We start from the raw sequence: 22,623 nt of genomic DNA on the forward strand, positions 1-22,623 counted from the left end.
CCAAGGCAGCCAGCAATTCCAAATCCCTGATGACTGAAAGCCGGGTGTTTAAACCGAGTGCTGAGTTTTCCAAGAAAGCCCGCATCAGCTCGATGGCGCAGTACAAGAAGATGCATGAGGAGTCGATCAAGCATCCCGACAAGTTCTTCGGACGTGAGGCCAAGGAACTGCACTGGACCAAGCCCTTCACCAAGGTGCTCGACTGGAAATGCCCGAACGCCAAGTGGTTCACCGGCGGCAAGCTGAATGTCAGTGAGAACTGCCTCGACCGCCATCTCGACGGCCCGCGCAAGACCAAGGCCGCCCTGATCTGGGAAGGCGAGCCCGGAGAGAAGCGGGTGCTCACCTACCAGCAGCTGCACCGCGAAGTGTGCCGTTTTGCCAACGTGCTGAAGCGCCACAAGGTCAAGAAGGGCGACCGCGTCATCATTTACATGCCGATGATCCCTGAGGCCGCCATTGCCATGCTGGCCTGCACCCGCATCGGCGCGATGCACAGCGTGATCTTCGGCGGTTTCAGCGCCGAGTCGATCAAGGACCGCGTGCTGGACTGCGGCGCGAAGATCGTCATCACCGCCGATGGCGGCTACCGCCGTGGTGCCGTGGTGCCGCTGAAGAAGAATGTGGATGACGCCCTCAAGGCCAAGGACACGCCCGTGGAGACGGTGATCGTGTACAAGCGCACCGGCCAGGATGTGCACATCGAAGAAGGACGTGACGTCTGGTGGCACCGTGAACTGGAATACGTGGACGCACGCTGCGCAGCGGCCGCGATGGATGCGGAGTCGCCTTTGTTCATCCTTTACACCAGCGGCAGCACCGGCAAGCCGAAGGGCATTCTGCACACCACGGGCGGTTATTTGCTGCACGCGCAGATGACCTGCAAATACGTCTTCGATCTGCGCGACGACGATGTGTACTGGTGCACCGCCGACATCGGCTGGGTGACGGGACACACCTACATGGTCTATGGTCCGCTCGCTTTGGGTGCCACCTCGCTCATGTTTGAAGGTGCGCCGAACTGGCCTGAGAACGACCGCTTCTGGAAGATCATCGAAGAATACGCCGTGACGGTGTTCTACACCGCTCCGACGGCGATCCGTGCCTTCATGAAGTGGGGTGACGAGTGGCTGAAGAAGCATGACCTCAGCAGCCTGCGCCTGCTTGGCACCGTGGGTGAGCCGATCAATCCTGAAGCGTGGATGTGGTATCACAACAAGGTCGGCGGCGGCAAATGCCCGATCGTTGACACCTGGTGGCAGACGGAAACCGGCGGTCACATGATCACGCCGCTGCCGGGTGCCACACCGACCACGCCTGGCACCGCCACGCTGCCGTTCTTTGGGGTGGATGCGGCCATCGTCGATGACCTCGGCAAAGAGGTCGGCGTCAATGAGCAGGGCAAGCTGGTCATCCGCAAGCCGTGGCCTTCCATGTTGCGCGGCATCTGGGGCGACAAGAAGCGCTATCAGGACGCCTACTGGAGCGACTTCAAAGGCTGGTACTTCGCCGGCGACGGAGCCCGCCGTGACAAGCAGGGCAATTTCTGGATCATCGGCCGCATCGACGACGTGCTCAACGTGGCCGGTCATCGCCTCGGCACCGCCGAAGTGGAAAGCGCGCTCGTCTCCCATCCTGCCGTGGCGGAAGCCGCTGTGGTGGGCCGCCCTGATGAGATGAAGGGCCAGGGCGTCGTGTGCTTTGTGACCGTGAAGGAAGGCGTCAAGTCCAGCCGCGAACTTGCCGAAGAGCTGAAGAAGCACGTCCGCAAAGTCATTGGTCCCGTGGCCACTCCGGACGAGGTCCGCTTTGCTGCGGCACTGCCGAAGACGCGCTCTGGCAAGATCATGCGCCGCTTGTTGAAACAGATCGCCGCCGGCGAGCTGATCAAGGGCGACACGACAACGCTGGAAGACATCAACGTCATTGCGCAGCTTGCTGCGGGTGGGGAAGATTAATTCGGCTGGTTGATGAGGAACTCAGGAGGAAAACATCACGTCAAAGTGATGTTTTCCTCGCCTTGTCTGGGTGCAGTCCGTTCGCATGAACGGTTGGTTCCAGTACATCGGAGCAACCTTTTTAGGGGATGTCGGTGCTGCAGTCGAGGAAAGCGGAAATGCATGAATGCCTGCTGGCTTACGTTTCATCCACCATCCACCATCCACCATCCACCCAACCGCCATGAAACGCACCCTCCCACTGGTCTTTGCCTTTTGTTCGTTAGCCTCCCTGCATGCGGAGAACTGGCCGATGTGGCGTGGGGCGAACGGAGACGGCACTTCTGCGGAGTCAAAGCTGCCGGAAAAGTGGAGCCAGACGGAGAATGTGGTGTGGAAGGTGGAGCTGCCGGAGCGAGGGAACTCCACGCCGGTGGTGTGGGGGGACAAGGTGCTGGTGACGCAGGCGATTGAGAAGGAGGGGAAGCGGCTGCTGCTGTGCTTTGATAAAAAGACGGGCAAGCAGCTCTGGGAAGCTGGCACGATCTATAAAGAGCCGGAGCTGACGCATGCCACGAATCCGTACTGCGCAGCCTCACCGGCGACGGATGGCGAGCGGGTGATCGTGTTCTTTGCCTCGGCAGGTGTGTTTTGCTATGACATGAATGGCAAGGAACTGTGGAAGCGCACGGACCTGGGCAAGCAGCACCACATCTGGGGAAATGGGACATCGCCAGTGCTGGCGGGAGACCGGGTGTTTCTGAACTTTGGGCCCGGGGAGAACACGGTGCTGTACTGCTTTGACAAAAAGACGGGCAAAACGATCTGGCAGCACAAGGAGCCGGGCGGCGCCTCCGGCGAGGGGGCGGACAAGAAGTGGCTGGGCTCGTGGAGCGATCCGCTGCTGCGCAAAACCGGCGCACGGTATGAACTGCTGATGAGCTACCCCCGGCGTGCTTGTGCCTTTGATCCGCAGACTGGCAAGGAACTGTGGACCTCCAGCGGCCTGACTGACCTGGTGTATAATTCGCCCTTGTTTGCCGATGGGGTGATGATCGCCATGAGCGGCTACGGTGGTGCCGCACTCGCGGTGAAGACCGGCGGCGACGGGGATGTGACGGAGAAAAATCGAGTGTGGCAACTGCCGAAGGTCAGCCAGCGCATTGGCAGCGGTGTGGTGCATGATGGCTACCACTACATCCTGAGTGATGGCGGGATCGCCGAATGCCGGGACCTCAAGACGGGAACGATGGTGTTTCAGGAGCGGCTCAAAGGCAACAACTGGTCTTCGCTGGTGCTGAGCGCCGATGGCAAATGCTATGCGGCGAATCAGATCGGCGACTGCTTCGTGTTCAAGGCCAGCCCGAAATTTGAGCTGCTGGCAACGAATTCACTGGGGGAGAAAATCATCGGCTCCATCGCCGTGAGCGACGGCCAGCTTTTCGTCCGGGGCTACAAGCACCTGTGGTGCATTGGGAAGAGGTAGGGGCGGGTATCGGGATTAGCCCGGGGAGGGGAGGTGCATGCTCTGCATTTCCCTTTGACCCCACCGGGCCGCGACGCTAACGAACGCGCTCCCGCCATGGCCGCCTCAGACCGTCAGCACACACTCGCCAAGTCCGTCTCGATGACGGGCACCTCGCTGCATACCGGCGAACAGGTCACACTCACCCTCCAACCCGCCCCGGAGAACTTTGGTTTCAAATTTCGCCGCATCGATCTGGAGGACAAACCCTTCATTCCGGCGCTGGTCGAGAAAGTCCAGAAAGTCGAGCGTGCCACGACCATTGCCGAAGGCGGTGTCAATGTGCACACGGTGGAGCACGTCATTTCCGCACTCGCGGGCATGGGCGTGGACAATGCGATCATTGAAATGGATGCCAACGAGCCGCCCATTGCCGATGGCAGCTCGATGCCCTTTGTGGAGCTGATCAAGTCCGCCGGGCTGCAGGAGCAGAAGGAAGCGCGCAAGGTTTTCGAGGTGCGCGAGCCGATCTACCAGGAAACGCGTGACGGCACGATCCTGACCATTGTTCCCGATAAGAAGTTCCGCATCTCCTGCACGAACGTGGGCCCGGGCGGACGCTTCACGCAGTATTTCAGCACGGAGATCAATCCTGAGACCTACGAAAAGGAAATCGCGGCTGCGCGCACCTTTGTGTACTATGAGGACATCGCCCCGCTGATGGAGAAGGGGCTGATCAAAGGCGGCACGCTGGAAGCGGCGGTCGTCATTCGTGGGGACACGCTGCTCTCGAAGCAGCCGCTGCGCTTTGCGGACGAGTTCGTGCGGCATAAGATTCTGGACATCGTGGGCGACCTGATGCTCTCCGGCAAACGCATCCAGGGCCACGTCATTGCGGTGCGTCCGGGCCACGGACCGAACACGGAGCTGGCCCGCGCCATCGTGGCGCAGTACAACCAGATGCGCAGCATGGTGCCGGCGCCGGTGCACATCCCCGGTGGCGAGGCCGTCCTCGACATCAACGAGGTGATGAACATCCTGCCGCACCGCTACCCCTTCCTGCTGGTGGACCGCATCATCGGATTCGAAGGCGAATCGAAGTGCACGGGCATCAAGAATGTCACGATCAACGAGCCGTATTTCCAGGGGCATTTCCCCGGCCATCCGATCATGCCCGGCGTGCTGCAACTCGAAGCGATGGCGCAGGTGGCCAGCATCGTGCTGCTGCGCATGCCGGGGAATCAGGGCAAGATCGGCTATTTCATGAGCGCCAACAATGTGAAGTGGCGCAGGCCGGTGCTGCCGGGCGACACGCTCCTCATCGAAACAGAAATCCTCAAGACCAAGCGCAGCATCGCCAGCGGCATTGGCCGTTGCAGTGTGAATGGGCAGGTCGTTTCCGAGGCCGAGCTGATGTTCAGCGTGGTGGATCGTTAAAAGTTAGATTGTTGACGCATGCCCGCCACGATTCACCCGACCGCCATCATTGATCCCTCCGCCAAGATCGGTGCGGATGTCCACATCGGTCCGTATTGCATCATTGGCGCGGACGTGGAGCTCGGAGATGGATGCTGGCTGCAGCACCATGTGACGATCATGGGGCCATCGAAGATCGGGAAGAACAACAAATTCTTCTCCTACGGGTCCATCGGTCAGCAGACCCAGGATTTGAAATACTCGGCCGAGCCGACCTGGCTGGAAGTGGGTGACAACAACACCTTTCGTGAATTTTGCTCCGTACATCGCGCCACGTCTGCCGGGGACAAGACGGTGATCGGCAGCAACAACAACTTCCTCTCCTACGTGCACATCGCGCATGACTGCATCGTGGGGAATCACGTCATCTTTTCCAACAACGGCACCCTCGCGGGGCATGTGGTCGTTGAGGATCATGTCATCATCGGTGGTCTGACGGCGGTGCATCAGTTTTGCCGCATCGGCACACGCTCGATCATTGGTGGCTGTGCCAAAGTGGTGCAGGACATCCCGCCTTTCTGCACTGCGGATGGCAATCCGGCCCGTGCGCGTGGTTTGAACATCGTCGGCCTGCAACGCGCGGGATTCAGCCGTGAGCAGATGCGTTCTCTGCGTGAGGCGTTTCGCAAAGTTTATCGCAATGGTTTGAACAACGCCCAGGCCGTGGAGGAACTTCGTGCTGGAGAGCTCTCGCCGGAGGCGGCGGCCTTCACGGATTTCGTGGCCACGACGAAGCGGGGCATCATTTTCGGCGGCAAGGCCGAGGCAGAAGAGCAAGACTGAGGCGGTAATCTCGCGGCAGAGTGCATCCTTGCTTTCGTGCCTGCGCTGAATGGTGCTAAAGTGGCTTTCTTCGATGCAAATCCTTCTAGTCACCGAACCTGGCGTTGATGGCGTGTTCCGGCACGTTGAGGCACTGGCGTCGTTTTTGATGGAGAGTGGTCATCGCATTCATCTGGCCTATTCGGATGTGCGGGGTTCGGACCGGCTGACACAACTGGTGGAGAAGGTTTCTGCGGCGGGTGGCAAGACGGTGAATCTCGCGGTGAGCAATGCGCCCGGCCCCGGTGATGTGGCGGCGCTGCTGAAACTGCGCAGGCTGGTGGCGGAGGCGAGGCCGGATGTGATCCACGCGCACAGTTCCAAGGCGGGGGCGCTGGTGCGTGCGATGGTCTTGCTCGGTGTGAGGCAGCCGGTTTTTTACACGCCGCATGCCTACTTTGGATTGTCGGGCAAGGGTGGGATGAAGTCGCGGGTGTTCAATGCGGTGGAGACGGTGCTTGGGCGCGTGGGCACGACGATCAATTTGTCTGAGGGGGAGAGGGCGTTTGCGCGGGGCTCTTTGAAGATTCCGCAGGCGCGGCTGCGCTTGATTGCGAATCCGGTGGACTGTGTGCGGTTTCGGCCTGCGGATGCAGCGAAGCGGCAGGAGATTCGTGATGCGCTGGGTGTTCCGGCAGGTGCGATCCTGCTGGGGGCGGTGGGACGGCTGGCGTTTCAAAAGGACCCGATCACGTTGTATCGCGCGTTTGCCAAAGCCTGCCAAAAGAGGCCTGAGCTGTGGCTGTATCATTTGGGGGAGGGCGAGCTCTCGGCTGAGTGTGCGGCTCTGGCGGATCAGCTGGGCATTCGTTCGCGGATTGTGCGCCAGACTTACTTGTCGGAGCCGCTGTCGTTTTATCAGGCGCTGGATGGGATGATCCTGACCTCACGCTACGAGGGGCTGTCCTTTGCGGTGCTGGAGGCACTGGCCTGTGACCTGCCGGTGATCTTGAGCCAGGTGCCGGGGAACAACGACTTCACGGAGATGGGGTTGTCGCACTGCTGGTCGGCGGGCAAGGAGGATGCGGATGGCTTTGCGGAAGTGATCGGGCAATGGGCGCAGGATTGTGCGCTGGGGCGGGTTTCGAATCATCGGCAGATCGCGGAGACGAGGTTCAGCCAGGAGGCGTGTTTCGGGGCGATTGTGAGGGAGTATGAGCTGAAGGTGGGGCGGTAATTCTGGGCTCGGAAAATCCAGGGGCGGCAAAAAGCGGCTCTCCCTCTCCCCGCCCCTGACACACGGTGGTAGTCTATGTTTTTCTTCGGGGGAGAGGGCTGGGGTGAGGGGACGACGAGCACCCTGCGTCGTCATGGGATGACCCCTCACCCGGCCCTTTGACTCACTGCGTTCGCCCTTCGGGCTGCCTGCGGCAGTCTACCTGCGCTGCGCTCCGGTTCCCCAAAGAGAGTCTTGGGCATTGCCTTGTCATCGGTGGGGAGAGGGGATTCGCTTTGAGGCCATCACGAATGGTATGTGTAAACTTCTGCGCTCGGTTGTTTTGCCACGCGGCTTGATCTCGTGAGCGCAGGGGCTTAGCTTTTCGGCTTTCATGTCATTGTTCCGACATCTTCTGGGTTTGTTCTGCCTTGCCGCCCTGGGGGTGAATGCAGCGGAAGTGTCGTGGGAGCCGGCGATGCGTGATGATACGGCCTATTGGGCCGACACGGTGAAGCAGCAGGCGGAGACGATGAGGCAGTCGCAGGCGAAACTCATTTTCATTGGGGATTCGCTCACGGAGAGCTGGGACAAGGAGGTCTGGCAAAGGCGCATCGCTCCTGCGCAGGCGCTGAATTTTGGCATCGGTGGCGAGGGGCCGCAGCATGTGCTGTGGCGGCTGGAGCATGGCATTCTGGACGGGCCGTCGCCGGAGACGGTGGTGCTCATGATTGGCATCAACAACTTCTGGCGGCACTTCAGCGCTGCGGATACCACGCGTGGCATCGAAGCCATTGTGGAGCGCATTCACGCGAGGCATCCGACGACGCGCATCGTGCTGCTGGGCCTGCTGCCCGTGTATGAGGCGGCGTCGCCGATTCGGCCTTGGATTACTGAGATCAACGGGGCGCTCAAAAAGCTCGATGGTCGGAACAAGGTGGAGTTCTTTGATTTCTCATCCGCTTTTTTGGAAACGGACGGCAATCAGCGACTGCAGCTTTATCAGGAGGATCATCTGCATCTTTCCAAGGCGGGTTATGTCGTGCTGGCTCGTGAGCTTACGCCTGTTCTCAAACTGCCTGCCGCCCTGCCATGAAGTCGATCAATCCCACGCTGCGAATCGCTGAACTGGATGCTTTGCGCGGCATTGCGGCCATGGCGGTCATCCTGTTTCATTTCACCAGCGGCATCGCGAAGAACTGGGCGTTTGAGCAATCGTGGTTTCATCTCTACGACCCGCCTTTTGAGTTTCCTTATGGCGGCACGGGGGTGGATCTGTTTTTCATGATCAGCGGCTTCGTCATCTTCATGACACTGGATCGTGCGCGGTCCGCGATGCACTACGCGGTGGGGCGGTTTTCACGTTTGTATCCGACGTTCTGGGCCTGCGCGCTGATCACATTACTGGTTACGGAAATCTATGGTCTGGCAGGGATGCGAGTCACGTTGCGTGATGCGCTTTGGAACATCACGATGCTGCCGCGGTTTGCGCGGGCGCAGATGATTGATGGCGCGTACTGGTCGCTGGAATTCGAGATCTTGTTTTACGTGGCCATGCTTGTTCTGCATCGGCTGGGGGCCTTCAAGAAGCTGACGGTGCCGGTGCTGCTGCTCTGGCTGGGGGCTGCGGCTGCGGCGCATGGGGTGCTCACTTACGGGCAGCCGGAGTCGTTGGTTTATCGCCTGACGGGGAAGATCAAGGCTGTCACGAGTCTCGACTACATTCACCTGTTTGGCGTGGGGATGATTTTATACGATGCGCATCGCCGACGGGCGTGGAGCATTGGGCATACGCTGGTGCTGGTGGCGTGTGCGGCGCTGGCTTGGTGGAAGGCGGCGTTTCCGCTGCATTTTGTGTTTGTACTTGGTTTTGGATTGCTGCTGCATCTGGCCACGACGGGATGGCTGCCTTTTCTCAATGCGAAGCCGCTGGTGTTTTTGGGGGCGATTTCGTACCCGCTGTATTTGATTCATCAGAACATTGGGCTGGTGCTTTTGAATGCGCTGGGTGGTGTGATGGACTCGGCGTGGTTGAGGCTTGGTATCACGGTGGCTGCGATGGTGGTGCTGGCGTGGGTGATCTCGGTTTGCATTGAGCGGCCGTCCATGCGGTGGGTGCGGGACAGGCTGCGGCGGTTTACGTGAGAGAGTGGTCCGCACAGTCCTCTGTGCGGTTCGACAGAGTCTCCTAATTCACTTCCCAGAAAAAGACGGCACATAAAAAATGCTTCTGTCTGACAAGGGGCGACTTGCGGTAGCGGAGCGCCGCACAGGGGACTGTGCGGACCACTTTACAGAGCCTTCTGCGTCTGGAGCCAGGCCTGGAACATGAGGATGTCCCAGAGGTAGAAGTGCCAGTTGCGGGTGCCGCTGAGGTGTTCCTGCCACTTCTGGCGGATGGGGGCAGGGTGGAAGAAGCCTTCGCGTTTGAGGCGTGATTCGCTGAGCAGATCCTCGGCCCATTCGCGCAGGGGGCCGCGCAGCCAGATTTCCAATGGGATGCCGAAGCCTTGCTTGGGGCGGTCGATCATGGCCTTGGGCACGTGGCGGTAGAGCGTTTCGCGCATGAGCCATTTGCCTTTGCCATCGCGTACTTTCATGAAATACGGGATGGTCCAGGCGAACTCGATGAGGTTGGTGTCGAGCAGCGGGATGCGGCCTTCGAGGCTGACGCCCATGGCAGCGCGGTCCACTTTGGTGAGGATGTCGCCGGGCAGGTAGGTCTCCATGTCAAGATACATCATGCGGTGGGTGAAGTCACTCACGCGCGGCCATGCCTTGGTGTTGGTGATCGCGGTGACGGGGTCTTTGCCGTCGATGACGATGTCCGTGGGCTTTTTCCAGTAGGACATGAGATTGAGATAGAGCGTCTCGATGCCGGGAGCGGCGACGACTTCGGCAAGTTTGTGCAACTTATCGCCGACAGGAATGTGGCGCTTGCTCTTGGGCAGGACTTTGGAGCCGAGGGCGTTGAGCGGGCCGGGAGGTACTGCGGTGAGCGCAGCGGCGGTCAGCTTCTTCAGTGGCGGAGGCATCCAGGCAAATTTGCTGTGGAGGCTGCGGCCCATGGCGTAGCGTTCGTAGCCGCCGAAGAGTTCATCGCCCGCGTCTCCGCTGAGGGCCACGGTCACATGCTGCTTGGCCATCTTGCAGACGAGATGCGTGGGGATCTGAGAGTAGTCGGCAAAGGGCTCATCGTAGAGCGCGGGAAGCTGCGGGATGACATTGAGCGCATCCTCACCGGTGACGTACATTTCGGTGTGCTCGGTGCCGAGGTGTTTCGCCACGCTCTTGGCGATCTCGGCTTCGTTGTATTGCTTTTCGTGAAAGCCTATGGTGAAAGTGCGCACGGGAAGGGCGCTTTGCTTCTGCATCATCGCCACGATGAGGGAGGAATCGATGCCGCCGCTGAGGAAGGCGCCGAGCGGCACGTCGGAGATCATGCGCATGCCCACGGCTTTTTTGAGCATGGACTCAAAGGTGTCGATGGCTTCGTCTTCGGTGCCGGTGAAGGGGTTGTCGAGGCCGCTTTCGACGACGTGCGGCAGGCTCCAGTAGTATCCGGGTTGCGGGCGCTCGGAGGGAGCTTTGAAGCTCAGCAGTGCAGCGGGTGGCAGCTTTTTGAAACCTTGATAGATGCAGAGCGGATCGGGGATGTAATTGAAGCGCAGCAGTGCGGTAAGGGCTTCACGATCTACGGCGGCGTTGAAGCCGGGGAAGCGCTGAATGGCTTTCAGTTCGGAGGCGAAGACAAACGTTTCACCGATCCAACCGTAGTAGAGGGGTTTTTCACCCATGCGGTCACGGGCGAGATGCAGCGTGCGCTGCTGCTTGTCCCACACGGCGAAGGCAAACATGCCGTTGAAGCGGCGGGTGGCTTCGACAACGCCCCAATGGCAAAAGGCCGCGAGCATGACCTCGGTGTCGGAGTGGCCGCGCCAGGTGTGGCCTAGGGGTTCGAGTTCGGCGCGCAGTTCCTGGAAGTTGTAGATCTCTCCATTGAACACGATGACGAAACGGCCATCGGCGCTGTTCATCGGCTGGTGGCCGAGCGGTGAGAGATCGAGAATGGAAAGGCGGCGATGGCCCAAGGCGATGCCGCTTGATGAGTCGACCCACGCGCCGGCGTCATCGGGGCCGCGCAGGATGATGGCGTCGGTCATCGCGGTGACGATGGCGTTCATCTCGTGCGACGGGCACGCTGAGGGAGGATTGAAGAAGCCAGCGATGCCGCACATGGATCAGGGATGGGGAAGGGGGGATGCGAGTGGATGCGGCACCGGAGCTACGGGAGCTGCGGCGGATGCGTGAGATGAGTTCAACAGAGCGGCGAATGTTTGCAGGACGCTCTCGATGGAGAACTGCTGCTCAATGCGTGTGCGTGCGGCGGGGTCTTGAGTGATACCAGATTCGAGCATTTCGATGCAGGCTTTGGCAAGTGCGGCGGGATCTCCCGGCGGCACGAGGTGGCCGGCCTCGCCGGTGACCCAGCGGGTGTCGCCGATGTCGGTGGCGACGACGGGAACGGCGCAGGCCATGGCTTCGCCGACGACGTTGGGGAAGCCTTCGCCAAAGGCGGAGGAGGACACGGCGATGTTGAGCGAGGCGGTGAGCTCGGGCAGATCGTGGCGCTCGCCAAGAAGCTGGATGTTGGGAGGAACTTCGAGTGTTTCGGTGTCTGCACCGACGATGATGAATTCGGTGCCCGGCTTCTTCTCCGCGATGAGCTTGGCAGCGGCGATGAAGGTGGCGTAATCCTTCATGGGGGCATTGCGGCCAAAGCGGCCGATGCGTCCGGGCACGGGCTTGCCGGGCTGCCATTTGGCGAGATCAAAGCCGTTTGGAATGAGCTGCGTTTTGCTGGCGCGGAAGCCGATGGCTTCGTGTTGCTTCGCACCGGTCTGCGTGTTGTAGGTGATGCGCTGCGGCAGCCAGGACAGTTTGGCGAGAGCACGGATGACAAGCGCGGAGCCGCGCTTTTCGTGCTTCAGATCGTAGAGACTCTGGCGGACGTTCCAGATGATGGGAACGCGTTTGAAACGCATGAAGCGTGCGAGTACGGCGGCGAAGCAGCCATGGTACATCCAGCCCATCATCACATCCGCACGGGTCTGCCGGACCACTTTGAACAAGCGCCAGAGGGAGCTCAGCGTGGGTTTGCCGGCGGGCATGTCGAGGCTGTGGACTTCGATGCCTGCCTCGCGCAAAGCGGTGGCGTGTTTGCCGCCTGCGGTGAGGGAGATGACGACGTGCTGAAACTGCGGCAGGCCGCGAATGAGCTGCACCAGCATCATCTCTGCGCCGCCGCTGCCGAGGCCGGTGGTGAGCCAGAGCACCTTTTTGGAAAGCAGGCGGCTGGTGCGCTCCACCAGCTTTGCCACGCTGAATTCATCCACGATGCGCTGACGTGGGTTGTGCGGGTGGAAGGCGAGCATGCAATGGGCGAGCGCGGTGTGATCTCCCACGGGGAAGACCTGCGTTTTGTCGCCGATGATCCAGGCGCTGTCGCCCACGTTGCTGGCGATGCAGGGCACGCCGCAGGCCATGGCTTCACCGATGACGTTGGAGAAGCCTTCGCCAAAGGCGCTGGAGTTCACGAGGCAGTCGAACTTCGCGTAAACGGCAGGCATGTCGTGCTGCGCGGGCAGCCAGGTGATGCGGTCGGCGATGCCGAGTCTGGCGGCGAGGTCGCGCATCTGCTGCTCGTAGGCAGCATCGCCCGAGCCGACGATGATGAACCTGGCATGCGGATCGAGGGCTGCGGCGGCGAGGAAGGTGGCATGGTCCTTCATCGGGTTCATGCGACCCACGAGGCCGAAGGTGAGCTCCTTGTTCGGAGTGCGTGGCTGCGGCTTGAAGCGCTCGGTGTCGATGCCGTTGGGGATGACGTGCATCCTCTTGAGCGGATAACCACGGGCGGCGTAGTAGTCGCGCCCGGCCTGCGAGTTGCAGAGGATGAGATCGGCGAAGCGGGCGAGCAGGCAGTTGAGGCGGAAGCTTGCCTTGCTGAGCATGCCCCAGAGGTGCGCGTCGGATTGCGAATCACGCACACCCCAGACGATGCGTGGGAAGCCGCAGAAGGGCTTCAGAAACAGCGCCATGAGATTGGACTCCGCGAGGTAACCGTGGAGGACTTCGGGGCGGACGCTGCGTGAGGCTTTGATGAGGCGGATGAAAAAACCAGCGAGATCCCAGCGGCTCTTTTTGCCAACGCAGATCGTCTGCACTCCGCCGGCCTCGAGCTCCGCACGAAAGGCACCATCGTAGAAATGCAGCACGCTGACTTCGTGGCCCTCTTTGACCAGACCACCCGCGAGCAGCACGAGCTGGCGCTGGGCGCCGCCGTGGCCGAGATCACGAATGATGAAGGCGATCTTCATGCTTGCGGCAGCGGGGAGTGAGGCGTGGCCTGCGCCTTCGGAGGAGCGGAGAGCACGAGGCGGAAGCGCCCGGTGTATACCAGATTGCAGCACACGGCGGCGGCGAACCAGTAGTGGGGGGATTCGACCAGAATCTGGCTGCAGGGTATGAAGAGCCATAGCGGGACCAGGCAGTAAATGCCGCGCATCTTGACCAGGAAACAGCGGATGGTCAGCACCAGCAGGCCGCCGATGTAGAGCAGCACGCCGGGGATGCCGATATCGATCCAGAGGGAGACGATTTGATTGTGCGGCTTCCAGATGCTGGTGCCTGCTCCGGTGCCATGACCCCACAGTGGTTTTTTGCCGGCGGCCTCCCAGCCGTCCTGCAGGTCCTTGCCGCGTTCGGGAGATTTGATGCGCTCGAAGTCGAGTTCGTAGATGGCCTTGAGGCGGTCCGTCGTGTCCTTGTTGGTCATGATCCCGACCTTGGTGGAGGTCTGGGCCAGGATCGCCACGCCACCGATGGCGAGGGGGACGCTGATGGCGACCAGGAGCAGCATGCCCATGAAGTGTTTGCGCAGATTTCCAATGATGTAGCAGAGAATCAGGCAGGAAAACACGGCCATGCCGCTGCGGCTGAGGGTGAGCGCGATGGCGGGCGCGACGAAGCCGATGAGCACCACATTCCACCAGAAGCGGGGATTCAGCGTGAAGATGACCGAGAGCATCAGCGTGATGATGATCGGCGGGTCATTGGGATCGTCAGGGAAGCCAGCCATGCGGCCTGGAATGCGCGTGAAGGAGCGGAAGCCCAGCCATTCGTAATACACGCAGCCGGCGGAGAGCACGGCGGTGCAAACGGCGGCCCACATGGCCACGCGCCGCCATGGCTCCGTGGAAAGCAGCAGCACGGTGGTGAAAGTGACGAGGAAGTTCGAGAGCAGGGACATCACCACAATGCTGTGATCTCCCAGGGCGGTGATGGTGAAGCGCTGCAGAAACGCGGCATCCAGCACGCGCAGCAGCGGCACGATGAGCATCAGAAAAGCGGGGGGGCAGATGCTGGGCTTGTTCAGCAGAGACATCACTCCGGCACCCGCGAGCGTGAGCAGGGTGTAGTCGCGTGGCTTGAAGGGAATGACGCCTGCGCCATCGGCCCAGTACAAGGCCTTGGTCATGGCAGGCACCAGCAGCGCGAGCGCAGCCAGGAGGAGGAACTTCACCAGGCGCTCGCGGCGTTTCGCGGCGATCTGCATGTAGGCGGGCATCCTTGGGGCGGCGGGCGCGGCGTTCATGCGGTCTCCTTTCGGCGGATCACCAGCAGGCAGGTGGCGCAGGTGGCGAAGGCGCAGATGCAATGCACGATGGTGGTGGAAAGGGCGATGCCTGCCGCGCCCAGATGGCGCATGAAGAGCCAGTTGAGCGAAGCATTGAGAAAGAGGGCGCTGAACGCGATGGTGAGCATGTGGCGCGAGGCCTGCAAGGAGATGACGATGCGTGCGGCCACGGTGCCGAGAATGTAGAAGGGAATCTGGAAGGCCGCGTAGCGCAGCACCTCGGCCACACGCTGGGTGTCCTGCGGGCCGAAGGCACCACGCTCAAAGAGGATGCGGACGACCCATGGGGCCAGAAAGCACAGCACCAGCGTCATGGGCAGCGAGGCGCTGACGATGATCCCGGCGCTGGCGAAGAGCCGCTTGCGGAGGCCGTTCCAATCACGGCGTGCGACGAGTTCAGCGAAGTGGGGGAAGAGCACGTCTGAGGCGGGACCGGCGGTGACGGCGAGGACGATGGCGCAGACTTTATCCGAATAGCCCAGCACGGCCACGGAGCCTGCGGTGAGCCATGCCGCCATGGTTTGATCCACCACCACCGCGCTGCCAAAGGCGACACCGCCGATGAGGAAGGGCACCGCATTGCGCAGCACCACGCGCAGCCCCGGCTCCCTGTGGCGCAGGGAGCAGCGCCACCAGCTCAGGCGGCGCGGCAGGCGGCGGAGAATGGCTACCAGCAGCACCGCAAGATGCGCCACCGCTCCCCACACCGTGCCATGCACCAGCGTCCAGGCATTGACCTGATTGCCAGCGAGCAGCAGTGCGATGACGATGCCGAGGGGCACGAGCATCGGTGCGGAGGCGGCCAGCAGAAAGGTCTTCCCGGCACGCAGCCACGCGCCCAGGTGCTGGGCCACGCCAAAGCAGAGCAGGAAGGGGAGCAGGCCGCGCAGCAGGCTCACGGCGAGCGCCTGCTTGGTAGGATCAAAGCCTTTCGTCGTCCATGCGACCACGGATGGGGCCGCGAGTGTCAGCAGGCCACCGCAGACGAGCAAGGCTATGAAATGCGATGCGACACTCTGAATCCCAAGGCGGTAGGCGCGGCGCAGGCCCCGGCGCTCGCGCAGTTCGGCGTAGGCTGGCACGAATGATTCGGGAATGCCGCCACCGAGCACCGATCCGATGAAGGTGTAAAAGCCGAAGACGAGCATGAAGGCGTCCAGTTCACTGGCGGTGCCGAGCTTGTTGGCCACGAGGGCGTCCTTGGCGAAGGCCACGATCTTGCCCACCATCGTGAGCAGGGCCACCAGCAGAAAGCCTGAGACCATGGCCGACCCGGCCCCGCGTGCGAGCAAGGCACGAAGGGGGGCTGGCAGAGCGAGGCGGATTGCAGGCATTCTAGTAAACTATAAACACCATAAAACGATTCGGCAAACTTGAGGTCGGGATATTTAGGGGGGGATTCAGGGGGAGGACGGGTGGTTTTTTCCCGGTCTCTGACAGGGGGTTAAAGCGTGTTTTAAGGGGCTTGGGCGCGTCGGAATGGGCTGCGGTGCGGTTGTATTGGCGGGTGGGGAAAGGCGCGTGGAAGGCGGGCTGGAGGGGCTGGGATGGGGGCGGTGGGTCTGGGCTGTAGGTTGGGCGTGTTTGGCGCGTTGGGCTGTCCAATCACCTATGCGGCCTTCGCCAAACCGCCCGACTTCGAGGGTGCTCGCAGGCTGAGGTGTTTGCAGTACGCTGAGGGACGGGCGGGCTGTCGCCACACCCATCCAACGGGCGAGCAGACTCGTTGGCATGTCCCGCCGGGTCTCGTTTCAGAGTTGGGTTCATGGGTTCAAAAAGGTGTTTTGAACCCTGAGCCCCTGAACCTGATGCCAACGGGGTTGGACATCAGTGGGGAGGTTTTTCTGTCCCCGTTGGGGTTCGGCTCTCCATTGGGTTCAGGCTCACAGGCTCACTACCTATATATAGGTAGTGAGCCTGTGAGCCTGATAGGATCATGAGCCTATCAGGCTCATGATCCTCGTTTGAGCCTGGCTCATCGCGGGAAGCTCGGGGCCGCAGGATGGATGTGGCGGCAGCCCGTCCGTCCATGAGCGTGCGGCAAGCACCCTGGCGTGCGGACGTCCTCGCAGTCGGGCGGTTTGGCGGTGGGAGCGGTGCGGCGTGGGAAGGTGCAGGGCGCCAAACACGACCGACCTACGGGGGGGGAGCTTGGCTCCGCGCCATGGAGGGTGGTTTGCCACCCTGCGCGTCTTCCTGCTTCCCTCGGGAGCGGGAAGTGCTGCATGGCAAACCCCGCTGGCTTTCTCCCGTTGGGGGTTGGAATTGGTATCAAGGTATCACTCCCTATATACAGGGAGTGATACCTTGATACCAAGATACCGATGGTATCAATGATACCGGTTTGATACCGAGTGATACTTGATACCACTTCGTGGCAGGAAGCTCTGTGAGGAGATGGATCGGGACGATCCCCCTCCGTGCTTTGCGTTGTTCGAGTAGTCTTCGAGACCCGTCTCAGAGCTTCGGCTCCAGCGTTGCGCGGTCTCCGGCGGCGAGGGTCAGGCAGACGATGCCCTGGCCGAGCAGCGGGTAGGTTTGGGAGCCAGCCAGGCCGGGGGGCGGTTTGACTGGGAAGGAGGGGCTCAAGGCGGTGTCGAACACGAGGGACCAGAGGATGTCCGGGCCACCGGGGAGTGTGAAGGGCTGCGGCTCGGCGCTGTTGTTGAACAGGAGCAGCAGGGGGGCGGAGGAATCACTCACGGCGCCCATCAGTGCGCCAAAGCAGCGGCGTGTTTCCTGATGCCATTCTTCGTGGTGCAGCAGGGTGCCGTCGCTTTCCAGCCAGATCACATCGCGCAGGCCGGTGCAGGGATTGAGCTTGCCATCAAAATAGCTGCGGCGGCGAAACACCTCGTGGCTGCGGCGGAAGGCGGTGATCTGCCGGGTGAAGGTGAGCATTTCTTCGTCGCAGTCGTGCCAGTCGATCCAGCTGATGTCGCTGTCCTGGCAGTAGGCGTTGTTGTTGCCGCGCTGGGTGCGGCCGCGTTCGTCGCCAGCGGTAATAAAGGGGACACCCAGGGAACACATCATGGTGGCGATCAGGCCGCGGCGGAGCTGGCCGCGTGTTTGCAGCACCTTGGGATCGGTGGTGGGGCCTTCCACGCCGCAGTTGGTGCTGTGGTTGTTGCTGTCGCCGTCGCGATTGTCCTCGTTGTTGGCTTCGTTGTGCTTTTCCGCGTAGCTGACGAGGTCCAGCAGCGTGAAGCCGTCGTGCGAGGTGAGGAAATTGATGCTGGCCAGGGGCGGGCGCTGGTTCCAGCCGAAGACGTCCTGGCTGCCGCAGAAACGCTTGGCAAATTCGGCGGTGCAGCCGGAGTCTCCGCGCCACCAGCTGCGCACGGTGTCGCGATACTTGCCGTTCAGCTCGCGCCAGGGTTCGGGGAAATTGCCCACCTGATAGCTGTCCATGCGCGAGATGTCCCAGGCTTCGGCGATGAGCTTGACGCGCGAGAGCACGGGGTCCTGCGCCACGGCGCTGAGGAAGGGGGACTGGCGGTTGAACCCGTCCTTTTCATCGCGCGCCACCGTCACGGCCAGATCGAAACGGAAGCCGTCGACGTGCATTTCCGTGACCCAGTAGCGCAGGCTGTCCAGAATGAGGCGCAGGGCGGGCAGGCTGGCGGAGTCGACCGAATTGCCGCAGCCGGTGACGTTGATGTAGTCCGCGCCGTTTTCGCCGAAATGATGCCGGTAGTAGCTGTGATCGTCCAGCCCGCGAAACATCAGCGAAGGGCCGTGCTCATTGCCTTCGGCGGTGTGATTGTAGACGACATCCAGGATGACCTCGATGCCGGCGGCATGCAGGGCCTTCACCATGGCCTTGAACTCGCGCACCTGCTCCTGCGGGTCCGCGGAGGAGGCATAGGTGTTGTGCGGGGCAAAGAAGCCGATGGTGTTGTAGCCCCAGTAGTTGGTGAGATTCCGGCCCAGCAGAAAGCCGTCGTCCAGATGCTGATGCACAGGCAGCAGTTGCACGCTGGTGATGCCGAGATCCCGCAGGTAGGAAGTGACGGCAGGGTGCGCGAGGCCGGCGTAGGTGCCACGCAGCCTGGCAGGTACGTCCGGGTGCGTTTGGGTGAAGCCCTTCACATGCAGCTCACAGATCACGGTGTCCTGCCAGGGCACGCGAGGGATGGCATCGCCGGTCCAGTCGAAGGACTCATCGACCACCACGCTTTTCAGGGCGTGCGCCCCGTTGTCGATGCAGCCATGGGAGTGCCGTGGATCTGTCAGAGTGCGCATGTGCTCGGCTTCGTCCGGAGTGCCGTGGATGGCGCGGGCGTAGGGGTCGAGCATGAGCTTCTTGGCATTGAAGCGCATGGCGTTTTGGGGCAGCCAGGGGCCGTGGGCGCGGTAGCCGTAGAGCGTGCCCGCTTTGACGCCGTGTACGGTCGCATGCCACAGATCGCACTCGGTGCGCTGCATGCGCACGCGGGCGGCCTCGCGGGCGGGGTCCTTGGGATCGTAGAGGCAGAGGTCCAGGGCCACGGCGTGGCGGGAGTGCACCACGAAGCGGGTGCTTTCACGCAGCAGCGTGACGCCGGGAGTCAGCGGTTCACCATTGATCTCGAATGAAACAGGGAAGGGGGAGACTGGCGTGGCCGCACGAGCAGGGGGCGTGGGCGTGGCCATCCGGGCAAATTTGCGTTTTAAGCTGGTGAGCAAAGGTTGCATGAGATCCACAACGCACAACGTTTGCCATGCCGCCATGATTTATCGCCATTTTCTTGTCCTTTTTCTTGTCATTTGCTCCTCATGGGCTCACGCCCTCAAGCCGGCGGACCCGGCGCGTTTTGAAAAGGCCATGCAGGCTTTTGAAGCGGAGGATGCGGCCAAGGCACCGCCGAAGGATGTCACGGTGTTTGTCGGTGCTTCGAACATCCGCCGCTGGCAGTCGCTGCCGGAGAGGTTCAAGAAAACGCCGCTGCTGAATCGCGGCTTTGGCGGCTCGCAGCTCAGTGATGTGGCGTTCTTTGCGGACCGCTGTGTCATCAAATACAAGCCGAAGCAGGTTTACCTCAATGCCGGGGGCAATGACCTGCATGCGGGTAAGACGCCGGAGGAGGTGCTGGTGGCGTTTGAGGAGTTTGTGACGAAGGTGCGCACAGCGCTGCCAAAGACTGCCATCGCTTTCATTTCCATTCCACCTTCGCCTTCGCGCTGGGATGAAGTGGAGCAGGTGAAAAAGGCGAATGCGCTCATTGCCGCGTCCTGCGAGAAGACGGGCGTTGTTTTCATTGATGTGTTCTCATTGCTCCTCGGTGCGGACGGCCAGCCACGGCCTGAGCTGTATGTGGAGGACAAGCTGCACTTCAGCGAGGCGGGTTACGATGTCGTGACCTCCGCCATCCGCTGGCAGAAGGACATCCTGGCCTTTGCGAAGAAGGATGCGGAAAAGGCGCCGCCGGAGAACCCCATCGTTTTCACCGGCAGCTCCAGCATCGTGAAGTGGAAGACGCTGGCGGAGGATTTCCCGGGACTGCCGGTGATGAATCGCGGTTTTGGCGGCTCCGAGGTGTTTGATTCCTTCAACTACGCGCACCTGACCGTGATCAAGTACAAGCCCCGGCAGGTGGTGATGTATGCCGGTGGCAACGACATCAATGCCGGCAAAACGCCGCAGCGGGTGTTTGCGGATTTCAAAGCCTTCGTGGCGAAGGTGTGGGCGGCGCTGCCGGAGTGCCGCATCTGCTATATCTCAAACGCGCCGAATCCGAAGCGCTGGAGCATGATCGACAAGATGATCGAGACCAGCCGTCTGGTGGAGGAGTACACGAAGACCGACAAGCGGCTGCAGTTCATCAATGTGTATCCGCACATGCTGGGTGCTGATGGGAAGCCGAAGCCGGATATTTTTGTGGAGGACCAGCTGCACATGAATCCGAAGGGGTATGTGATCTGGAAGGAAGTGGTGGGGCCGTATTTGAAGTAGGGCGGGGCTCTCTTTTCAGTGAGGCGCTGGATTTGTTAGAGGACATTGATGTGAGAGAGATGCACTTCAAAATGCTCCGGGATTCCTGGCATGCGCTCCCGGAGGGAGCAGAGAGATGAGCCGGTGGTGAAGCGAAACCGCGAAGCGGTGCAGCGGGAACCACCGGACTCAGTCCGCATAATCGAACCGAACAGAGGCGCATGCCGGAGGTATGCGAGAAGCCTTCTGTTGCCCAGCGTAGACGAGGAGTCTGCGAACGGCTCTCGCATACCTCCGGCATGCGACCTTGATTTCGTGGGGTGGGTTTGCGTGTTCCGGTGGTTCTCGCTCGCAAAGCCTCGCTTCACCACCGGCTACGTTCTCTGCTCCCTCCGGGAGCCAGCAGACCGTATACGCGGAGGACCGTGTGATGATCAATGCCGTGTGTCATTTCATTTGCGATCCTTCACCCGCGCACCTCTCACACCAGCCCCTCCTTCACCGCCTTCGCGATGGCGCTGCCACGACTGCGCACTTGCAGCTTCACGTACACGCTGCGGATGTACTCGTCCGCCGTGTAGTAGCCGATGCCGAGCTGGGCGGCGGCGTCTTTGATGGTGCTGCCGTTGACGAGGAGCTTCAAGATGTCCAGCTCACGCGGGGTGAGGCCGTAGTCCTTCTGCGGCACGTTGGCCTTGGAGAACATCTCCAGCACGCGGCGGGCGATGTGGGGATTGATGGGCGAGCCGCCTGCGGCCGCGCTGCGGATCGCGGCGGCGATGTCCTCGGTGTTGGATGTTTTTAAGAGGTACCCGGCGGCACCGGCACAGATGGCGCGGAAGATTTTGTCGTCCTCTTCAAACACGGTGAGGATCACGATGGCGGTATTGGGAGCAAGCTGGCGCAGGCGTGTGATGCCTTCGATGCCATTCATGCCCGGCAGGCCGACATCCAGCAGGAGGACCTGCGGCGCAGGCTCCGTGGTGAGCGCGGCAAAGGCGTCCTCACAGGCGGTGAAGCGCTGCGTGCAGGAGATGCCCTCGAGCCGGTTCAAGGCCCGTACGAGGCGCTCGCCGTAGGTCTTGTGATCTTCGATGATCCAGAGGTGGATGGTGTCAGGCATGGGGTGTGGATGATTGATTGTGGGCCGGGGCATTTCGCTGCAGTTGATCCAGCACGGCCCGGCGCACGATTGAGCGCACGTGCTTGGTTGTGAGCGATGACTTCGTGGGAGCACTGAACTCCGGCCGTTTGAGCAGGACGTGAATCATGGCCGCAGCCGGGGTCCAGCCTGCAGATTTGAGCGCATCTTTGAATCCTGCGACATGGGTGCCATGCTGGGCCGTGGGCATGCCGTTGCACCAGGAGCGCCAGCGGCAGGTTTTGGCGGTTCCGCACGCTGCCACATTGATGTGAACATCCTCCAGCTCCACATTCAGCTTAAACGCTGACGGAGCCATGCTCGTGAAGGCTTCATCCTTTTCTGAAGACTCAAACTCAGCGAGGTCAAGCAGTCCGCCCGGTGCATGAAACGTCTCTTCTTGAAGTCCTAACATCACACCTGGAAACAGATGAGCAGTGTCGAAGAGCCTGCGTCTCACCATGGACCATCGAGGGGCTTGTGCAGACATTACTTCCGCGTCAGGCACGAAGGTGATGCTGGTTCCGCGTGCGGATGACTTTGATTTTCTCAGAGGGGCGGCGGCATGCCCCTTCTCAAAGCGTTGCTCCCAGCGAAATCCGGCACGGTGGGAGACAACCTCAACGACGCTCGACAAGGCAGACACCACGACCAATCCGACGCCTCCGGCATTCAAATGGACGTGAGGGCTGTGCCCGTCTGCTGTTGGCGTGGAATGGAGTTCGGTGAAATAGGTTTCCGCCAGCGTCTTGCTCCCTGCACCTGGGACGTCGAAAGGCAGGCCTTCGCCATTGTCAGAGACGCAGAGGGAATGGCCATCATGCCAGGAGACTCCTATGCGGTCAGCCTTTCCCGCGAGGTATTGGTCCAGGCCGTTTGCCACCAGTTCATGAATCAGGTGCTCCATACCGCGTGGTCCTGCATCGCCAATGTACATGCCGGGTCTTTGACGGATCATGGCAGCGATGTCAGAGGACGGGGAACTCATGAGGATGATGCGCAGGAATGTGCCC

15 protein-coding genes are annotated in these 22,623 nt (G+C 61.3%); 8 read left to right on the forward strand and 7 right to left on the reverse strand.

Translation table 11 applies throughout. The features are described from left to right. The first annotated feature begins 29 nt into the window (after positions 1-29). From acs to AC3RLQ_RS29075, 7 genes are all read left to right on the forward strand, one after another. Positions 30-1,958, forward strand: coding sequence for an acetate--CoA ligase (acs, locus tag AC3RLQ_RS29045; protein WP_493038783.1), 1,929 nt, complete (start codon positions 30-32; stop codon positions 1,956-1,958). Positions 1,959-2,181: 223 nt separating this feature from the next. Beyond that, entirely contained in the window at positions 2,182-3,423 is a 1,242-nt protein-coding gene (locus tag AC3RLQ_RS29050) for a PQQ-binding-like beta-propeller repeat protein (RefSeq protein ID WP_493032217.1), read from the forward strand. A gap of 96 nt (positions 3,424-3,519) precedes the next feature. Next, complete coding sequence (locus tag AC3RLQ_RS29055; protein WP_422320750.1) at positions 3,520-4,839, forward strand: bifunctional UDP-3-O-[3-hydroxymyristoyl] N-acetylglucosamine deacetylase/3-hydroxyacyl-ACP dehydratase; 1,320 nt, start codon at positions 3,520-3,522, stop codon at positions 4,837-4,839. An 18-nt stretch (positions 4,840-4,857) separates the two neighbouring features. Next, positions 4,858-5,661 (forward strand): acyl-ACP--UDP-N-acetylglucosamine O-acyltransferase, encoded by an 804-nt coding sequence (gene lpxA, locus AC3RLQ_RS29060; protein WP_493032219.1) that lies wholly within the window; start codon positions 4,858-4,860, stop codon positions 5,659-5,661. 73 nt (positions 5,662-5,734) lie between these two features. Then, on the forward strand, positions 5,735-6,877 hold the full coding sequence (locus AC3RLQ_RS29065; protein WP_493032221.1) for a glycosyltransferase: 1,143 nt from the start codon (positions 5,735-5,737) through the stop codon (positions 6,875-6,877). 373 nt (positions 6,878-7,250) lie between these two features. Next, on the forward strand, positions 7,251-7,952 hold the full coding sequence (locus AC3RLQ_RS29070) for a GDSL-type esterase/lipase family protein (RefSeq protein ID WP_493032223.1): 702 nt from the start codon (positions 7,251-7,253) through the stop codon (positions 7,950-7,952). Beyond that, a complete protein-coding gene (locus tag AC3RLQ_RS29075; RefSeq protein WP_493032225.1) occupies positions 7,949-9,001 on the forward strand; it encodes an acyltransferase family protein in 1,053 nt (350 codons plus the stop codon). Before AC3RLQ_RS29070 ends, AC3RLQ_RS29075 begins: the two co-directional genes overlap by 4 nt. A gap of 146 nt (positions 9,002-9,147) precedes the next feature. Here AC3RLQ_RS29075 and asnB read toward each other — a convergent pair whose 3' ends face one another. The 5 genes from asnB to glgX all read right to left on the reverse strand — a co-directional run bounded on the left by asnB (position 9,148) and on the right by glgX (position 19,232). Continuing rightward, entirely contained in the window at positions 9,148-11,094 is a 1,947-nt protein-coding gene (gene asnB / locus AC3RLQ_RS29080; RefSeq protein WP_493032227.1) for an asparagine synthase (glutamine-hydrolyzing), read from the reverse strand. Between the two features lie 3 nt (positions 11,095-11,097). Then, positions 11,098-13,236: a glycosyltransferase gene (locus AC3RLQ_RS29085; protein WP_493032229.1), complete on the reverse strand. Its 2,139-nt coding sequence runs from the start codon at positions 13,234-13,236 to the stop codon at positions 11,098-11,100. Next, positions 13,233-14,513, reverse strand: a complete 1,281-nt coding sequence (locus AC3RLQ_RS29090) for an O-antigen ligase family protein (protein WP_493032231.1) — start codon at positions 14,511-14,513, stop codon at positions 13,233-13,235. Before AC3RLQ_RS29090 ends, AC3RLQ_RS29085 begins: the two co-directional genes overlap by 4 nt. Then, the gene (gene murJ, locus AC3RLQ_RS29095; protein WP_493032233.1) at positions 14,510-15,889 is read right to left on the reverse strand and encodes a murein biosynthesis integral membrane protein MurJ; all 1,380 of its coding nucleotides are present in this window, start codon (positions 15,887-15,889) and stop codon (positions 14,510-14,512) included. The genes AC3RLQ_RS29090 and murJ overlap by 4 nt, the downstream gene beginning before the upstream one ends. Before the next feature lie 1,123 nt (positions 15,890-17,012). After that, complete coding sequence (gene glgX, locus AC3RLQ_RS29100; protein ID WP_493032235.1) at positions 17,013-19,232, reverse strand: glycogen debranching protein GlgX; 2,220 nt, start codon at positions 19,230-19,232, stop codon at positions 17,013-17,015. A gap of 34 nt (positions 19,233-19,266) precedes the next feature. On the opposite strand from glgX, the gene AC3RLQ_RS29105 reads away from it, so the two are divergent. Continuing rightward, positions 19,267-20,490: a GDSL-type esterase/lipase family protein gene (locus tag AC3RLQ_RS29105; RefSeq protein ID WP_493032237.1), complete on the forward strand. Its 1,224-nt coding sequence runs from the start codon at positions 19,267-19,269 to the stop codon at positions 20,488-20,490. A gap of 460 nt (positions 20,491-20,950) precedes the next feature. Here the strand turns inward: AC3RLQ_RS29105 and AC3RLQ_RS29110 are convergent, their stop codons facing one another. Together AC3RLQ_RS29110 and AC3RLQ_RS29115 are read right to left on the reverse strand one after the other, a co-directional pair. Further along, on the reverse strand, positions 20,951-21,592 hold the full coding sequence (locus AC3RLQ_RS29110) for a response regulator (RefSeq protein ID WP_493032239.1): 642 nt from the start codon (positions 21,590-21,592) through the stop codon (positions 20,951-20,953). Next, positions 21,585-22,598: a hypothetical protein gene (locus AC3RLQ_RS29115; RefSeq protein WP_493032241.1), complete on the reverse strand. Its 1,014-nt coding sequence runs from the start codon at positions 22,596-22,598 to the stop codon at positions 21,585-21,587. The genes AC3RLQ_RS29110 and AC3RLQ_RS29115 overlap by 8 nt, the downstream gene beginning before the upstream one ends. Positions 22,599-22,623 lie beyond the last annotated feature (25 nt).

It is taken from the genome of Prosthecobacter sp. GW821-HT29F12 (genome assembly GCF_058803405.1).

Bases quoted from the DNA above. Each gene is read 5' to 3' on its own strand.
- AC3RLQ_RS29050 (WP_493032217.1), top strand. From the start codon at position 2,182: ATGAAACGCACCCTCCCACTGGTCTTTGCCTTTTGTTCGTTAGCCTCC.
- AC3RLQ_RS29065 (WP_493032221.1), top strand. From the start codon at position 5,735: ATGCAAATCCTTCTAGTCACCGAACCTGGCGTTGATGGCGTGTTCCGG.
- AC3RLQ_RS29105 (WP_493032237.1), top strand. From the start codon at position 19,267: ATGATTTATCGCCATTTTCTTGTCCTTTTTCTTGTCATTTGCTCCTCA.
- AC3RLQ_RS29110 (WP_493032239.1), bottom strand. From the start codon at position 21,592: ATGCCTGACACCATCCACCTCTGGATCATCGAAGATCACAAGACCTAC.
- AC3RLQ_RS29085 (WP_493032229.1), bottom strand. From the start codon at position 13,236: ATGAAGATCGCCTTCATCATTCGTGATCTCGGCCACGGCGGCGCCCAG.
- acs (WP_493038783.1), top strand. From the start codon at position 30: ATGACTGAAAGCCGGGTGTTTAAACCGAGTGCTGAGTTTTCCAAGAAA.
- AC3RLQ_RS29115 (WP_493032241.1), bottom strand. From the start codon at position 22,598: ATGAGTTCCCCGTCCTCTGACATCGCTGCCATGATCCGTCAAAGACCC.
- asnB (WP_493032227.1), bottom strand. From the start codon at position 11,094: ATGTGCGGCATCGCTGGCTTCTTCAATCCTCCCTCAGCGTGCCCGTCG.
- glgX (WP_493032235.1), bottom strand. From the start codon at position 19,232: ATGCAACCTTTGCTCACCAGCTTAAAACGCAAATTTGCCCGGATGGCC.
- AC3RLQ_RS29075 (WP_493032225.1), top strand. From the start codon at position 7,949: ATGAAGTCGATCAATCCCACGCTGCGAATCGCTGAACTGGATGCTTTG.
- AC3RLQ_RS29090 (WP_493032231.1), bottom strand. From the start codon at position 14,513: ATGAACGCCGCGCCCGCCGCCCCAAGGATGCCCGCCTACATGCAGATC.
- AC3RLQ_RS29055 (WP_422320750.1), top strand. From the start codon at position 3,520: ATGGCCGCCTCAGACCGTCAGCACACACTCGCCAAGTCCGTCTCGATG.
- AC3RLQ_RS29070 (WP_493032223.1), top strand. From the start codon at position 7,251: ATGTCATTGTTCCGACATCTTCTGGGTTTGTTCTGCCTTGCCGCCCTG.
- murJ (WP_493032233.1), bottom strand. From the start codon at position 15,889: ATGCCTGCAATCCGCCTCGCTCTGCCAGCCCCCCTTCGTGCCTTGCTC.
- lpxA (WP_493032219.1), top strand. From the start codon at position 4,858: ATGCCCGCCACGATTCACCCGACCGCCATCATTGATCCCTCCGCCAAG.